Below are 13979 nucleotides of genomic sequence, written 5' to 3'. Positions count from 1 at the left end.
GATTACGGTGAGATGCGGGGGGCTGTCATGGATGATCCGTTGTGCCGGGTGACGATTCAGTGCGCACACGCACCGCATGCCGTCGACCTGTCGTTGCCACGGCATGCCAGGCTCGGCCTGCTCATCCCCGCTATCGTCGGGTTGGCGACCGGTGCCGACCCACCGCAGGCCGCCTGGCGTCTGGACCGGGTCACCGGCGACCGCTACGACGAGTCGATGAGCCTGCACGACAACGGGGTTCATGACGGGGATGTCATCGTGCTGTCGCCCGCTCAGTCCCCGGCGCCGGGACCCGTTCCCGGGGATGCCTGCGCAACCCTGGCCGAGACCGGTGCGGATCGGCCGCCGCCGGCACCATCGGCGGCCGGCTGGACCATCGCGGGCATGGCCACCGCGGCCATCCTCGTACTCTGCGGGGTGACCGGCGCGAACCCACCGGCCACGGCGGGGCTCGCGGCCGTGGTCGCGGTCGGCGCGCTGCTCGTCGGGATGCGGACCGAGCAGCGCTGGGCGATGCTGCTGTGTGTTGTGTTCGCCGGTACGGCAGCATTTCTCGCCACTCCGGGACGGCCCGGTCCCGGTCACCTGTTGCTGGCGTCCGCGGTCTGTGCATCGGTATCGGTGATGCTGCTGCGGATCACCGCGTGCGGGACCCGGTTGTTCACGGCCATCGCCACGGGGGCCGGCTCCATCACCGTGGTGACCGCTGCCGCGATGACGTTGTCGGAGGATCTGGCCGCCCAGGGTGCCGCCCAGGCGGTGGTGGCGCTCGGCGGGCTGGCCGTGGCGGGACGACTGGCCCTGTTCATCGGCGGCATCCGGCCCGGCCGGCCGATTACCGGCGTGCATGCCGACCAGACCAGGGACCGGCTGGCCGGCCTGGTTGCCGGCTTCGCGGCCACCGCCGCCGCAGCCGCGATATCCCTGGTAGCGGTCGCCGCACTGGGACAGCGACCATGGCCGGCCACGGCGGCGCTCGTCGCGGCGATCGCGACGGTGCTCTCGCTGCGGGTGCGGTCGTACGCCGATCCGCTTTGCCGGCGCGCGGCGGGATGGTCCGGATCGGTCTGCGCGGCAGCTGGTTTCATACTGTTGGCGATATCGGTTCCGACCCACGCCGGCTGGTCGATGGTCGCCGCATTCGCGGTGGCGGCCTGGCACCGGGACCGGCGCGCATCCGGCAACCCGGTGCTGAACAGGGTTGCCGACACGATCGAGTGCGTGGCATCGGCGGCGGTCATACCGCTGGCCTGCTGGGTCGGTGGCGTATTCGATCTCGTCCGATCGACGACCCTGCTGTGAGGCGCGCGGGCAGGATGGCCGCGGTGCTCATGGTGGTGATCGCCCCGGTGGTCGTCGCCGCCCCGGCCGCCGCAGTGAGACCGCCTGCGATCGACATGACGCGCGTTCCCGCTGCGGGACCCGCCGCGCCCCGCAGCCCGACCGAGCAGACCCAACCGTGCGTGGCGATTCCCGCCACGCCGCCGCCGGTGCGTCCTGCGCGACCCGATCTGCAGGCAGCCTGGGCACGAACTCGCGGGGCGGGTCAGGTGGTCGCCGTGATCGACACCGGCGTGAACCCGCATCGTCTGCTGCCGCGCCTTCTGCCGGGTGGTGATTACGTATCGACCGGGGACGGCACCCAGGATTGCGACGGGCACGGCACCATCGTGGCCGGACTGGTCGGCGCGACCTACGACCCGGTGTCCGGTTTCGCCGGTATCGCACCGGAGGCGGCGATCCTGGCGATCCGCCAGTCGTCGATGACGTTCCGCAACAGCGATGGTGCCGCACCCGAGGGTATCGGCGATGTCGATTCACTGGCGGCCGCGGTGCGCAGCGCGGCCGACCAGGGTGCAACGGTCATCAACATCGCCTCGGTGGCATGCCTGGACGCCGCAACCGACCTCGACGACCGGGCGCTCGGTGCGGCCCTGGCCTACGCGGTCGACGTGCGCAATGTGGTGGTGGTCGCGGCGGCCGGCAACGTCGGCGGCCGCGGCACCTGCCCGAAGCAGAACCCCACCCCGGATCCGGGTCACCGGCATGAACCCGATTGGAATCGGGTGGATGTGGTGGTCAGTCCGAGCTGGTATGACGACCTGGTGCTCACCGTCGGCTCGGTCGACGCCGAGGGCAGGCCGTCGCGGTTCACCCTCGGCGGCCCGTGGGTGGATGTCGCCGCCCCCGGCGAAGGGGTGGTGTCGTTGAGCCCGGCCGGCGACGGGACCGTCGACGTGATGCCCGGATACGGCGGACCACAGCCGATTTCTGGAACCAGCTACGCCACCCCGGTGGTGTCGGGGGTGGTCGCACTGCTGCGGTCGGTGGCCCCGCAGTTGACCGCCAGACAGGTGATGCACCGCATCGAGAGCACCGCGCGGCGACCGGGCGCGGGCTGGGATCCGCTGGTGGGCAACGGCGTCGTCGATGTGCTCGCCGCGCTGGACGGCATCGCGGAAGCGCCGGCGGGCACCGCCCGCCCGGTGGACTCACCCCAGCCGGCTCAGTCCGTTCCCGGCCACCGATTCGCGGTGATCGGTGCGGCCCTGTGCGTTGTGCTCACCGTTGCGGTAGCGGCGATCCCACCGGTGAGGTCACGGCGGGGTGAGGACATCGCGCATCAGGACGGCGCTGTCGATGGCCAGTTCGGGCCCGCGAGGTAGCACGGCGAGCACCGGCCATGGCGCGGCTCCGGGTGCCTGCGGTAACCCGAGTGCGGCCGCCGATTCCTCATCACGCACACCGAACGCCGCCCCGGTCCCGGTGATCAAATAGCGCGGTCCGGTCGTCGACCCGTCCCCGGCCGATCCGGCGGCACGGGCATAGACACTGCGACCCATCGGGATCGACACCGCGTCGATATGCGGACCCGGGCCGTCGGCCTGGGCGAGAGCGACCGATGAAGGCCCCGCGGGGACGGCGGTCGCGGTGAAAGTCGTGGTCTCGGGTGACTGTCCGATCCCGGTCCATCGCCATTGCGCGCACAGCACATCGCCGAACTGCGCACCCACCGGCGCGGCCGCCGGAGCCGTGGCTCGCGCGGCGGTCGACTCGGGCAGCATATCGAGTAATACTCGCGACACATTCAGTGGGACAACGCCTTCCAATCTCATCGCACCGATGACGGAGCGATCGCGCAGGTCGACGGCACGCTTGCGCCCGTCGTGCAGCAGGTAGGTGCGGGCCGATCCGCGGGCGGTGACCAGCATCGGCGGGGCAACCGATGGCACGATGGGGGCGCCGACGATCAGGGTGGTGGCGCGTTCGGGGGCGCCGTCGCAGAGCGTCCAGACCGTCATCACGGAGTCCAGCACCACCCCGATGCTGTTCGGGGCCCCCACTATTCCCATCGCGGGACCGAGTTCGGCATCGTCGAGCATCGCGGCACCGACCATGCGGGGCTGGGCCGGGGTGCCCGCGATCAACCGGGCCGACGCCAGGTTGGGGGTGGGATGCACGGTGTCGCCGACTCGGACATACATCGCCCCGGACTCCCTGACCACCACGATGGGGTCATCGCCCAGCGGGCCGTGCGGGCGCAGCAGCGCCAGCACCGCGCACACCGCCAGCACGATCGCGGCGACGGCCAGCCCGGAGGCCAGCGAGAGTCGCTGGATACGAAGCGGATCGTCGAGCATCCGGGTATCCCGGCAGACCAACGCATATTCGATCCTGCGGGTCAGGAAGCGGTATCCGCTGACCTCCAACCGTGAAACCGAACGCCGCGCCATCTGACCCCCGGTTCGACCCTAACGGAGTTCCGGACCACCCGGACGCGGGAGTTTCTAGCGCCGGCGTGCCCACACATACGGAACCAGCGCACGCAGGAAATCCAGGTCCGGGCCCGGGCGGGCACCGGCGAACGCCTGCTCGAAATACTCTTCGGCCACCAGCAGGATGCCCTCGGCGTATTCACGGGTGAAGGCGATGCTGCCGTAGTCGTCCATCATCGAGCGCACCTTGTGCACCATGGCCTCGTCCCGGTCGGCCCGGTCACATCGCAGATAATGACGCAGTACCGCACGATCCTTTCCGCGTGCCACGTCCATCAGGTGCACCAGCGTCAGGGTCCGCTTCCCCTCGTACAGATCGCCGAGAATCTCCTTGCCGTAGGTCTTTTCCTCACCGATGAGGTTCAGCAGGTCATCGCGGATCTGAAATGCCGCCCCGAAGTGGAAACCGAACCGGATCATCGGTGCCAGCTCGGCGGTGCCGTTCGATCCGACCAGCGCCCCGACGCGCAACGGGTAGATGGTGGTGTACCAACAGGTCTTGTGCATGATCAAGTCGAGATAGTCCGACGGCGTGAGGTTTTCGATATTGTCGAGCTGCCATCCGAGCTCGGTGGCCTGGCCCTCCAGGGTGCGCAGCGCCATCGTGTCGAACTCTGTCATCACCTGTTCGGCCAGGCTTCTGTCCAGCTGCCGGGTGGCCCGCCGCAGGACCTGACTGGCCACGATGGCGAGGGCGTCGCCGGCGTTGAGTGCCGCCGCCGTGCCGTAGGTGGTCGTCAGCGTGGGCCTGCCGCGGCGCATCTCGCTACCGTCGGCGATATCGTCGTGAACGAGAAAGGCGTTGTGCAACAACTCGATCGCCACGGCGATACCCGTAAGCGCCGACGAATCCGCGCCGAAGGATCGCCCGCTGGACAGACACAACGCCGGACGCAAGGCCTTGCTTGGCCGCATCGGATACTCCCGCATCGGGGCGTAGAGCCACTGGACCGGCTCCCCGTCGGGTATCGCGTCGAGCATCGCGCGGCGGACATCCCGGCCGACCAGGCGCAGCCTGTTCTCGACATCCTCGACGAGTTCGGGCCGGTCCGCCGTGGCGGTCACGCCGGTCGATCCTGCACGCTGAGCTCGATCGGCAACCACAGCTCGGGGTGTCCCTGCGTGAACAAAATCCCGCGATACACCCCGGCCGGCACGCCGGCGCGGATCCGCAGCACGATCCCGCGACCCGAGCGCGGTGGCATCGCGACCGTGGCGGGAAGCAGCTCGACATCGACTCCCGGTACCACGCTCCCCCCGTCTGATTCCAGGGCACCGATCCGCAGCCGGATCTCACCGGCGTCGTCGACGCCGCGATTGTCGAGCCAGATCTCCGCGGTGACGGTGTCGCCGAGGGCTGCGTCGATGGCGACCCGGCCGGTGGCCGACCCGGCGGCGATGTCCAGCGTGGGCAACCCGTCGCAGGATCGGCTGGGCTCGCGGTTCCCGGCGGAGGCGAACCCGCGACCGAACTGGTCGATCAACGTCCACCAGGAAGCCAGCAAGGGTTCGATATCGGTGGCGCCCCAGAGCTCGGCGCGGTGGTCCTCCGAGAGCGTCGAACGCGAACCCGCCGTCCCGCCAAAGGTGTTCACGCTGTCTGAGGCCGCCGTGATGAAACGGTCGACGAGTTTGCTCGCAGCGCGCAGACCCTCGGCCTGAATTGCGGTCAGCGCCCGCATGTTGGCGGCCGAGTCGAACACCGACGCCCAGGGAAGTCCGTTGCCAGTACCGTTTTCCACCGACGTTCTCCTCCTGTCAACCCGCCCGCAAGCGGATCCCCTGAGCGGTATGCTAACTGCGCCAACACCGCCAGGAGGGGTGATGTCGTCCAGCAGACAAGGCGTGCGACACCTGCTCGCGGTGTATGGCGGAATTTCGGCGGCGGTAAGAGATTTCGATCGAAACGACTTCGGGGCGACGGTCGACGAGTTTCTGCCCGGTTACTCGGCCCACCCCGACTGGTACTACGAGGTCGACCACTTCCTGCATCCCACCGATCCCGGCGGACAACCCGATACCGAACAGGCCCTGGCCGCGCTCTCCACCGAGGCCGCCGCCGATATCCGGCTACCCCAGCCGCAGAAGGCCCGGCTGCTGCTCGCGCTGGCCGTGATCGCCAGGGTGAACCGGCTGCAACCCGACAACCCGCTGCCGGCCCTGTTCGCCGACGAGCATCGCGACCTCACCATCGAGGCGCTGGCGGCGGCCGGCCCCGGTTCGTCGAGCCCCGGGCGGTGCCGCGATATGGCGCGGGCGTTCTACGACGATCAGTTCGCCCGCACGATTGCGGAATCGTTCGTCACGCGCGACGCGTTCGACGACCTGCGCGCGGCGGCACTGCAGGCGGGCGCCATCGGCGAACAGACCGCGACGACACCACTGTGCGCATCAGGGGTCGTCAACTACCGAGGCTTCGACTCGGTTGTGGTCGACACCGAGTTCAGTTCGGACTCGGTATCGCTGAACAACCTCAAACGGGTAGTCAACCCGTACAACTGGAACGAGAACTACCCGGAATTCTTCCTCCGGATGTCGCACAACGGCCCGGCCTACGCCCCCGACGGTTGGCGCCGGGTCCTGGAGACGGTGGCGTTGGTCGAGGGTTTCGAACTCAACACCCCGCTGAAATTCAACCCGACGGCCGGCCCCACCACGGCGCGCCTCGATTACGACCTGGACACCTCGCGCTTCGACACCGGTGACGGCCGGGTGCGGGTGGACCACGGCTACATCAACATGACCGCCATCGGCGATCCGGACAGCGGCGGGATCCGCATCCGCACCCGCAAGGTGGTGCACATCGAGGGCATCAGTCCGTTCGCCCAGCAGCGCCTGGTCTGTATCTGCGGCTACGGCACCGCATCGTCGGACTTTCTGCTCGGCAGGGCCGATCCGCCGTATCCGACCGCCGAACCGTTCGACTACCCGGACACCGATGGCGCGGCCGGTGACATCGACGACACCCCTCCTGCCCGCCCGCGGCACGCCGTGCCCACCGCCGTGCAGATCTGGACCGACACCATGATCGGCGTCACCGGTGACTACGCCGAACTCGCCGGCAAGTGGTGGGACCGGGGCGTCACGGCCGCTGATGTCACCGAGTTCGGCGGCCGGGTCGGCAGCCGACTGGCCGCCGCTCCGCTGACCTTTCTGGACGCCATGTACCGATCCCGCCACCGGAGCCGGTAGATGCCCGACGAGCAATCACCGGTCGGCCAGGCGGCAACCGCCGCACATCGGTACCTGGGGCAGCTGAACACCATCGTCGAGAAGGCCGCCCGCACCGATGAACGCGGTGTGTGGGGAGTCGACCCGTGGATCACCATCATCCATGATCTGATCGACCTGCAGATCCGGACGGTAGCCAACGGCGTCGCGCTGGGTCTGGCCGGTCCGTGGTGGCGCCGACCGGTCGAACGCTTCAGCGCACTGTCGGAGGAGATCATCATCGCCGCAGCCCCCTACGAGCGGGTACTCACCGTGGCAGGCCCGTTCCGGCGCGTCGGTCGCGAGGGCGAAACCATCCCGGAACGGGCCATCGAGTTCGTGCCGGCCACCCTGTGTGCGGGCGAGACCACGTTCCGGATAAAACTGACTGATGCGGATTACATCGGCGCCAATTACCTCGCAACGGTCGGATTCCGGCACCGTGAGCCCGGCGGGCGCGGTGCCGACCGACCACCGGTCACCATCGAAGTAGGCCTGTGAACGAGTACACCGCCGGTCCGACGATCGAGGAATTGCTCGACAGCGCCGTCGAGGCCATCAATCGCCAAGACCATGGCAGCGCGAGATCGCTGGCCCGCCAGGTGCTTGCGGTCGATCGCGACAATCTCGAGGCCGAGGAACTGATGGCGGTCTCGGACAACGGTTCCGTTGTGCAGCGGTTGACTCTGCTGTTCGTCGACGTGGTGGACTCCGTGGGTCTGTCGACCCGGCTGGAGCCCGAGATGTACAGCACGGTGATCCGCCGCTATCGCGACGAGGTGCACCGCATCGTCGCCACCTATGAGGGCCACATCGGCGCGGCCCAGGGCGACGGGCTGTTGATCACCTTCGGACATCCGACACCCCACGAGAACGACGCGCAGCGCGCGGTGTCGGCCGGACTGGACATCGCCGCGGAGGTGGCCGCCCTCAGCAGGCGGTTGCGCCGTAAGTTCGGGTTCGGCATCGAGGTCAGGGTGGGTGTCCACCGCGGGGTGGTGACGATCGATCCGGTGCGCGACGAGGTCATCGGGGTCGGCGCCAACCTGGCCTCACGGGTCTGCGACCTGGCCGAACCGGGCACGGTGGCGATCTCCGAGGCGGTGCGGCGGGTGCTGCGCGAGGACTTCACGCTGGCGCCGTTACCGCCAAGGTCGGTGAAGGGTTTCGACAAGCCCCTCGAACACTTCCGGGTGCTCGCCGAACGCACCGAGGCACCGTTGCTGTCGGGTCCGCTCATCGGGCGCGACGACGAGATGGCCTATCTGCGACGTTGCTGGGACGCCGCGCAGGCCGGCACCCTGACGGTGCCGGGTGTGGTCTTCAAGGGTGAGGGTGGCATCGGCAAGACCAGGCTGGCCGATGCGGCCATCGCGATGGCCCGCCAGTCCGGAGCCGTGGTGCTCGGCATCTACGGGTCGTCCTTCCACACCGATATCGGTCTGCGCCCGATCCGCCGGTTGCTGGAAGCGACGAGCGGTATCGCCCGCGACTCCGATCCGGCCCAGGGCCTGCGGCAGCTGCGATCCGAGGTCATCCGCCACGGTCTCGATCCGGAGCAGGCAGTGCCCCTGCTGGCCCCCGTGCTCGGCATCGCACCGGGTGTCGACCACCAGCCGCCGAGTGCGACGGCGGGGCGGCTCTACGACCAGATCGCCGACACCGTCCGCAGATATCTGATCGCGGCAACCGGTGACGGGCCGGCGATGATGGTGTTCGAGGATGTGCACTGGTACGACGGGGACACCGTGGAGATCCTGCAGGCGGTGCTGAGCGAGGCTCCCGGGCGACTCATGGTGGTCGTCACCGGTCGCGAGGTCCCGGCGCTGGCCCACTGCAGAACCTTCGAGCTCAACCCGTTCGAGGAGCACCACTCCGATCTGTTGATCACCGCACTACATCCCGATCTCGACGACGTCGCCCGCCGGGCGGTGGTGGATCGTTGCGACGGAATGCCGCTCTACATCGAAGAAGTCGTGGCGAAGATGCAATCCGCGCCCGCCGAGTCGACGGAGACCGGCAAGGTGCCGGACACCCTCTACGAGGCTCTGGTGGCGCGGTTACGACTCAACGAGCGCTCATGGCAGGTGATCGAGGCCGCCGCGCTGATCGGCAGTCAGGTCGACCAGGCCCTGCTCGCCGCCGTGGTCGAACTCGACCGCCGGGCGATCGAGGACATCCTCGATGAGCTGACCCGCAACCGGGTGATGAAGCCGTTCGGCAACGGCGGCTGGCGTTTCCGGCACGAGTTGCTGCGTGAGGTGGCTGCCGAGTTGCTGCCGCCCAGCGCACGCAAGCGGCTGCACAACCGGATCGGGACCGCACTGGTCAGCTCGGCGGCCGACGGCACACCCGAATGGCCCTTGGTCGCACACCATTACGAGCAGGGCGAGCAGTTCGACGAGGCCGCCGACAGCTATGAGAAGGCGGCTGCCGACGCCCGGCGACGCGGCGCGCTCAACGAGGCCAGATCGCTGTTGAGCCGGGCACTGGACAGCACCGCCAAGCTCCCGCCCGATACCGAGGCACGCGATGCCCGCGAGGTAGCGATACGGCTCGAGCGCGGCTTTCTCGGATTCGCCGCCGCCGGGCACGCCAGCGTGGATGCGGCCACCGACTTCGAGCGCTGCCTGCAGATCATCGACAACCACCCGGGCGTGGAGATGTTCGCGACGTTCAGCGCCCTGTGGAGTTTCTTCGCCTCGCGCGGAGATCTGCGCAGGTCCGCCCAGTTGGTGGACGCGTTGCGCACCAATATCGCCGATATGCCGCAGTGGTACCAGGCGGTGATGGATGCGGTGGTGGGTTCACTGGCGCTGTTCCGCGGCGAGCTGAACAGCGCGCGCAGTTGGCTGGAGTCGGCCGCGGCGGCCATCGCGGAGATGGAATCACCGCAGATCGACGGGGATTGGTATGCACCCAACGACCCGGTCGGCGGCATGTATGCGTTGCTCGGACTGACCCGTTATCTGCAGGGCGATCTCGAATCGGCGGTCGAATCGTTCGCCGATCTGGAAAAGCGTTGTCAGGCATTGATCTTCCCGCACGGCCCGTTCACCGAGTGTTACGGCAGGGTGCAGGAGGCCGTGGTGCGCACCCATGCCGGGCATTGCGCGCAGGCGATCGACCTCGCGGGGCGCATCGCCGAGATCGCCACCGAGAACGGCCTCGACGAGTGGGTGATGATCTCGGCCACCGCGGCGGCCAACGCCGGCGCGAAGGCCGCGCTGGCGGGGCCGGAACCCGACCTGGCGGCGCTGCGTGAGAGCACGGCCACGCTGGCGGCCCTGGTGCAGGTCTGGCGGGACTACGAGCTCAAGGCGTTTCTGTGCTGGTATGACGCCGGGCTGACGGCCGCGTTGCTCGGTGCCGGCGATGTCCAGGGCGCGCGCAGGCAGCTCGACATGGCATTGCAGATGTCGGCGGAGACCTCGTGGCATCTTTTCGACGCCGATCTGCTGCGGCTGCGGGCCCACACCCAGGAATCGGCCGATGAGCGGGACGCCGACCTGGAGAACGCACTGGCGTTGGCCCGCGCCCAGGGTGCCGTGGTGCTGGAACTGGCGGTGGCCGCAGATCGCTTCCGGATCCACGGGGATCGCTGCCGAGCCGATCTGGAGCAGGTGCTCGCCCGGCTCCCCGCCGATCAGGAGTGGCCCGCACTCGCCGAGGCGCGCGCGTTGTTGCACTGATGCCGAGTCGGGGGAAGGTCGCGATACTCGGCGGCGGGATGGCGGGCCTGAGCGCGGCGTGGCGACTGAGTTCGCCGGGTTGGCAGGACCGTTTCGACTCCATCACCGTCTATCAGCGCGGTTGGCGGCTCGGCGGTAAGGGTGCCTCCAGCCGCGGGGTGCATGACCGCATCGAGGAGCACGGCCTGCACGTCTGGCTGGGGTCCTATGAGAACGCCTTCGCGCTGCTGCGCGAATGCTATGCCGAGATCGACCGTGCGACAGCCGATCCCGACTGTCCGATCCTGACCTGGGACCAAGCGCTGGCACCGGCCGACGAACTGGGGATGGCCGACCACTGGGCAGGCAGCTGGTCGGTGTGGCCTGGCCGATTCTCCCGAAACACCGACGTGCCCGGCGAACCGGACTCCGACGGGCGGGAACTGACCGTCGTCGGGTTCCTGCGCAGAGTGCTGCAACTGCTGTCGGATTTCGCCGCCTCACTCGACGCCGACGACGAGCCGGACACCGATGCGGACAGCGCGGCCCGCCTGATCCGCATCGCGACCCTGATCGGCGAGAGTGTCCGCGATGTGCTGAGCGGGCTGGTCCCGCGACCCGCATCCGAGCCGGTCGGCAGGCCTTTCGACGAACCGCTGCAGGCACTTCACGACGCGCTCGACCATGAGCACCGGCCGCGGCACCGCCGCTTCTGGCTGCTGTTGTCGCTGGTGACGGCGACCGCGCGCGGCCTGATCGCCGATGACCTGCTGACCGACCCGGCCGGGTTCCGGGCGATCAACGACGAGGAATACCGCGATTGGTTGCGCCGCCACGGTGCTCACCCCGATGTACTGGACTTCGCTCTGGTGCGGGGCTTGTACGACATGGTCTTCGGATACGAGGACGGCGACTGCACCCGGCCGTCGTTCGCCGCAGGCCTGGCCGTGCTGCTGACCGGAATCGCGCTGTTCCAGTACAAGGGCGCGTTCTTCTGGAAGATGTCCGCCGGCATGGGTGATGTGGTGATCGCCCCCATCTATCAGGCGTTGCGCGCCCGCGGTGTGCGATTCGAGTTCTTCCATCGGGTGGATGCGTTGCATCTGGACGCCACCAGAACTCGCGTGGAGTCCATCTCGATGGGACGCCAGGTCGACCTCGTCGACCCGCAGACAACCTACGATCCGTTGATCCGGGTCGGCGGGCTGCCGGTTTTTCCCGCCGCGCCCCTGCGCGACCAGATCGTCGACACCGGCCGGCCGATGCGTGATCTGGAATCGCATTTCGCCGAGCGGAGCGATGCCGGGCAGCGCATCCTGCGGTGCGGAACGGACTTCGATCACGTGGTGCTGGCGGCGTCGGCGGGGATGGTGGAGATCATCTGCGGCGAACTGATCGCGGACCGCCCCGAGTGGCGGGATATGACGCGTCATGTGAAGACGGTGGCCACCCAGGCCTTTCAGCTCTGGCTCTCCCCCGACGAATCGCGTCTCGGTTGGTTCCGGCCGGGCGTGACCACCAGCGGCTACGTCGCACCGTTCGACACCTGGGCGTCGATGCCGCAGACGCTGTGGGCCGAGAACTGGCCCGCCGAGGACGATCCGAAGACGGTGGCCTACTTCTGCGGGGTGCTCGACGCCCCCTGGCCGCCTGATGTCGAGGGCCGGGAGTACCGACGCCGGTCTCGGGAGCGGGTGCTGGCGACCGCGGCCGAGTATCTGGACCGGCACGTCGCGCTGTACCTGCCGGGGGCGGTCCACGCGGACGGCTTCGCATGGGAAATGCTCTGTGGTGCAGAAGGTCTGCGCGGCCCTACCGCGTTACGGACCCAGCACGTCAGCGTCAACATCGACCCCTCTGACCGGTATGTGCAGTCGGTCCCGGGCTCGGACAAGTACCGGCTGCGTCCGGACGAGAGTGGTTATGACAACCTGGTGTTGGCCGGCGACTGGACCGATTGCGGGATGAACGCCGGCTGTATCGAAGCCGCCGTCATGTCGGGGCTACAGGCGGCGAATGCCCTGCTCGGCCGGAGCAGATTCTATCGAATCCGTGGTTTCTACCTGCCCTGACCACGACCCAGCGGTGCCACCGTCAGCGTGACTCCCTGCGCGGGAAGCTTTTCCAGCAGCAGGGCGCCCATGGCCGCGACCGGGGTGAGCACACCGCGCAGCGCCGACAGCCGGTCGGAGTCGGTGAGCATCGCCATCGCCGCCGTGGCGATCAGCGTCGCCGTCGCCGAGTATCCGGGATCGCCACGCTGCGCCATGGTCGCCACGTAACGGTGTCCCGCCGCGGTTCTGGTGTAGGTCTCGACCACGTAGCGGCCGCGTTCACCGTGATCGTGGCCGGCGGTCGAATCCGACAACAGCCGATCCAGCACCGGCGAGGGCACCCTCGCCAGATAGGCCCCGCCCAGGCGCGCGGCCGCTGTGATGGTCGGACCGCTCATCGCCGCGAGAAACGGTGCCATCGGCGAGGATCCGTAGCTCAGCGTCTCGGTGTAGCGCAGTCCACGACCGTACGGCCAGCCGAGCAGCGCGTTGGTCCGTCGCACACAGCGGGTGTTGTACAACGCCATCAGGTAGCCCCCGGTCCACAGCCCGGCCAGCTCGGGGGCGATCTCGGACCCACTGAACACCGGAACGTCGGGCTGGGCACCGAGATCGGGTTCGCCGGCCCGGTCCGGGGACAGGCTGTAGGGATCGTCGAGTACCGCGCGCAGGGACGGATCGGTGTGCGCCGCGCGCATCAGTTCGACCATCGTGCGCAGCGAACCGCCCGAGCATCCGCCGGAGTAGGCGCGCAGCACCAAGGTCGTGCGGCCCAGCTCACCGGCACCGTCGTCGACGGCTCGGCGGTGCAGGGCATGGACGGTGAGATCGGAAGGGATGGAATCGAATCCGCAAGAGTGGACGATGCGTGCTCCGGTCGACGCCGCGATGCGGTGGTAGTCGCGGATGCTGGAGCGTACGAACGGGATCTCGCCGGCCAGGTCCAGATAGTCGGTGCCGGCGTGCGCGCAGGCGGCCACCAGTGGCATGCCGACCGCCGCATAGGGCCCCACGGTGCTGACCAGCACCCGGGTCCGGCCGGCCAGGTTCGCCAGCGCGCCGGGTTCATCGAGGCCGGTGACGAGCACCGGCCAGTCCCGAGCACCGGGACCCAGCGAATCGCGCAGCGCGGTCATCCGGTCGGCGGACCTGCCGGCAAGGGCGATGTGCACACCGCCGTACGCGGCGAGTGCGCGCGCGACGTATCGACCGACGAACCCCGTCGCGCCGTAGAGCACGATGTCCAGATCACGCCGGGCGCGCATGCG

The 13979-nt window shown here is 68.8% G+C and carries 10 protein-coding genes; 6 read left to right on the top strand and 4 right to left on the bottom strand.

Going from position 1 to position 13979, the window contains the following annotated elements:
* Window positions 1-27 precede the first annotated feature (27 nt).
* Window positions 28-1302 (top strand): type VII secretion integral membrane protein EccD, encoded by a 1275-nt coding sequence (gene eccD / locus FBY28_RS18935; RefSeq protein WP_160145508.1) that lies wholly within the window; start codon window positions 28-30, stop codon window positions 1300-1302.
* A 14-nt stretch (window positions 1303-1316) separates the two neighbouring features.
* Window positions 1317-2666 carry a type VII secretion-associated serine protease mycosin gene (mycP, locus tag FBY28_RS18930; protein WP_174241679.1) on the top strand — a complete coding sequence of 450 codons (1350 nt, stop codon included), beginning with the start codon at window positions 1317-1319 and terminating at the stop codon, window positions 2664-2666.
* Here mycP and eccB read toward each other — a convergent pair.
* Genes eccB through FBY28_RS18915 form a run of 3 tightly spaced genes read right to left on the bottom strand, consistent with a single transcriptional unit; the run spans window position 2598 to window position 5518 of the window.
* Window positions 2598-3734 carry a type VII secretion protein EccB gene (gene eccB / locus FBY28_RS18925; RefSeq protein ID WP_141868893.1) on the bottom strand — a complete coding sequence of 379 codons (1137 nt, stop codon included), beginning with the start codon at window positions 3732-3734 and terminating at the stop codon, window positions 2598-2600. The two genes, mycP and eccB, sit on opposite strands and share 69 nt — an antisense overlap.
* A 54-nt stretch (window positions 3735-3788) precedes the next feature.
* Window positions 3789-4841 carry a polyprenyl synthetase family protein gene (locus FBY28_RS18920; protein ID WP_141868892.1) on the bottom strand — a complete coding sequence of 351 codons (1053 nt, stop codon included), beginning with the start codon at window positions 4839-4841 and terminating at the stop codon, window positions 3789-3791.
* Window positions 4838-5518: a hypothetical protein gene (locus tag FBY28_RS18915; RefSeq protein ID WP_141868891.1), complete on the bottom strand. Its 681-nt coding sequence runs from the start codon at window positions 5516-5518 to the stop codon at window positions 4838-4840. Before FBY28_RS18915 ends, FBY28_RS18920 begins: the two co-directional genes overlap by 4 nt.
* An 82-nt stretch (window positions 5519-5600) precedes the next feature.
* On the opposite strand from FBY28_RS18915, the gene FBY28_RS18910 reads away from it, so the two are divergent.
* Genes FBY28_RS18910 through FBY28_RS18895 form a run of 4 tightly spaced genes read left to right on the top strand, consistent with a single transcriptional unit; the run spans window position 5601 to window position 12729 of the window.
* Window positions 5601-6968, top strand: a complete 1368-nt coding sequence (locus FBY28_RS18910) for a hypothetical protein (RefSeq protein WP_141868890.1) — start codon at window positions 5601-5603, stop codon at window positions 6966-6968.
* A complete protein-coding gene (locus FBY28_RS18905) occupies window positions 6969-7487 on the top strand; it encodes a hypothetical protein (protein WP_141868889.1) in 519 nt (172 codons plus the stop codon).
* On the top strand, window positions 7484-10678 hold the full coding sequence (locus FBY28_RS18900; RefSeq protein WP_141868888.1) for an ATP-binding protein: 3195 nt from the start codon (window positions 7484-7486) through the stop codon (window positions 10676-10678). The genes FBY28_RS18905 and FBY28_RS18900 overlap by 4 nt, the downstream gene beginning before the upstream one ends.
* The gene (locus FBY28_RS18895; protein WP_141868887.1) at window positions 10678-12729 is read left to right on the top strand and encodes an FAD-dependent oxidoreductase; all 2052 of its coding nucleotides are present in this window, start codon (window positions 10678-10680) and stop codon (window positions 12727-12729) included. The genes FBY28_RS18900 and FBY28_RS18895 overlap by 1 nt, the downstream gene beginning before the upstream one ends.
* Here FBY28_RS18895 and FBY28_RS18890 read toward each other — a convergent pair.
* On the bottom strand, window positions 12717-13976 hold the full coding sequence (locus FBY28_RS18890) for a saccharopine dehydrogenase family protein (RefSeq protein ID WP_141868886.1): 1260 nt from the start codon (window positions 13974-13976) through the stop codon (window positions 12717-12719). The two genes, FBY28_RS18895 and FBY28_RS18890, sit on opposite strands and share 13 nt — an antisense overlap.
* Between the last annotated feature and the right edge of the window lie 3 nt (window positions 13977-13979).

Origin of the sequence: Arthrobacter sp. SLBN-53, assembly GCF_006715585.1 — a bacterium.
GTDB classification, from domain to species: Bacteria; Actinomycetota; Actinomycetes; order Mycobacteriales; family Mycobacteriaceae; genus Mycobacterium; species Mycobacterium neoaurum_A.
Note: the sequence above shows the minus strand (reverse complement) of the source record. Positions and strands in the feature narration are given on the sequence as shown.

Bases quoted from the DNA above. Each gene is read 5' to 3' on its own strand.
- eccD (WP_160145508.1), top strand. From the start codon at position 28: ATGGATGATCCGTTGTGCCGGGTGACGATTCAGTGCGCACACGCACCG.
- mycP (WP_174241679.1), top strand. From the start codon at position 1,317: ATGGCCGCGGTGCTCATGGTGGTGATCGCCCCGGTGGTCGTCGCCGCC.
- eccB (WP_141868893.1), bottom strand. From the start codon at position 3,734: ATGGCGCGGCGTTCGGTTTCACGGTTGGAGGTCAGCGGATACCGCTTC.
- FBY28_RS18910 (WP_141868890.1), top strand. From the start codon at position 5,601: ATGTCGTCCAGCAGACAAGGCGTGCGACACCTGCTCGCGGTGTATGGC.
- FBY28_RS18905 (WP_141868889.1), top strand. From the start codon at position 6,969: ATGCCCGACGAGCAATCACCGGTCGGCCAGGCGGCAACCGCCGCACAT.
- FBY28_RS18895 (WP_141868887.1), top strand. From the start codon at position 10,678: ATGCCGAGTCGGGGGAAGGTCGCGATACTCGGCGGCGGGATGGCGGGC.
- FBY28_RS18890 (WP_141868886.1), bottom strand. From the start codon at position 13,976: ATGCGCGCCCGGCGTGATCTGGACATCGTGCTCTACGGCGCGACGGGG.